The 1,675-nt window shown below is 40.5% G+C and carries 2 protein-coding genes; both read left to right on the top strand.

The window, feature by feature from the left end; all coding sequences use genetic code 11:
* Window positions 1-166: 166 nt before the first annotated feature.
* Window positions 167-1,270: an ABC transporter ATP-binding protein gene (locus ACW12G_RS07930; protein WP_147001468.1), complete on the top strand. Its 1,104-nt coding sequence runs from the start codon at window positions 167-169 to the stop codon at window positions 1,268-1,270.
* Window positions 1,271-1,319: 49 nt separating this feature from the next.
* Window positions 1,320-1,675 (top strand): alpha amylase N-terminal ig-like domain-containing protein (locus tag ACW12G_RS07925; protein WP_455647711.1); only part of this gene is annotated, 356 nt, incomplete at its 3' end.

Raw genomic sequence — 1,675 nt, 5'->3', positions numbered from 1 at the left:
ATTCTATTATTAAATAAATCATATTTTTCACAAACATATCGAATTTGGTATAGCAAATTTGTGAAAGCGCTTGCATTTATTCCTAAGTATGCTAATCTTATCAATGTAAGCGCTATCGTTTTTTTATAGTTGCGATATCCGATATTAAAAAAACAAGGAAGACAAAATGGCTGAAATTCGTTTGGAACACATCAATAAAACTTATCCACACATGACCACCCCATCTGTGGCAGATTATAATCTTCAAATTCACGATAAAGAGTTTATCGTGTTTGTCGGGCCATCTGGTTCCGGTAAATCAACTGTTTTACGTATGATCGCCGGCTTAGAAGAGATAACTAGTGGTGAATTTTTCATTGACAATAAATTAATGAATGATGTCCCACCTAAAGACCGTGATATTGCGATGGTTTTTCAAAACTATGCCCTCTACCCACATATGAGCGTGTTTGATAATATTGCGTTCGGTCTCAAATTAAGAAAAGTACCCAAAGCAGAAATCATACAACGTGTGCAAGACGCAGCGAAAATTCTCGGTATTGAAGACTATCTTGATCGCAAACCCGCTGATTTATCTGGTGGTCAAAGGCAACGTGTCGCGATGGGACGCGCAATCGTTCGTGATGCAAAAATTTTGTTAATGGATGAACCCCTATCTAACCTTGATGCCAAATTACGTGTTGAAATTAGAGCAGAAATTACTAAGATTCACAAGCGGATTGGTGCCACGACTATTTATGTGACGCACGACCAGACAGAAGCGATGACACTGGCTGATCGTATTGTGATTATCGACCATGGTGACATTCAGCAAGTTGGTACCCCACAAGAACTCTACAATGAACCTGCCAACATTTTTGTGGCCACATTCATTGGTATGCCATCAATGAATATGATTTCTGGTCAGTTCAGTCATGATGTATTGACGACAAAAGATGGTTTTACGCTGAAAATTCCGCTTGGTATGGCTAAGCAACTCACCGCTCGTGGCTACGAAGGCAAACAAGTTGTCTTCGGTATTCGGCCGGAAGATATTCATTCCGAACAAGTCGCACTCGACACCTATCCCGAAAGTAAAGTGACAGCAACTGTTACCATTGCAGAACTAATGGGCGCCGACTCAATGTTGTATACGCAAGTTGGGTCACAACAACTGGTTGCGCGTGTCAATGCCCGTGATTACAATCAACCTGGTGCCGCAATTGAACTCGCAATCAACACCAATAAAGGCCACTTTTTTGATGCCGATACGACACAGCGGATTGTCTAAGACTGTCGCGATTTCCTGACCATTTAATCCATTAACGAGGCCATTATTTATGAATAAAGCAGCAATTTATCATCGTCCTGAATCTGAATATGCTTATTTATATACAGCAGATGAACTACGATTACGTATCCGAACCGCAAAAGATGATATCCAATCCATTAGCGTCGTTGCTGGAGATCCCTATAATTGGCAGAACGGTACTTGGCAAAAATCTGCCAATGTTGTCATGGAAAAAACACTTGTCACTGAGACCCACCAATATTGGCAAGCATCATTAACAGCGCCTTTTAACCGTTTAAATTATGGATTTATTTTAACTGACAGTTTCGGCGATTCAGTTTTTTATGGTGATCAGGGATTTGAAACACTCACAGCTTCTGAAAATGATGACAGCGGTTTGATGGG

The sequence above is a fragment of the Leuconostoc sp. genome, from assembly GCF_965300815.1.
The sequence above is the reverse complement of the archived record's forward strand: the minus strand, read 5'-3'. Positions and strand labels throughout refer to the sequence as shown.

Excerpts from the sequence above, each read along its gene's own strand:
- ACW12G_RS07930 (WP_147001468.1), top strand. The coding sequence starts at position 167 with ATGGCTGAAATTCGTTTGGAACACATCAATAAAACTTATCCACACATG.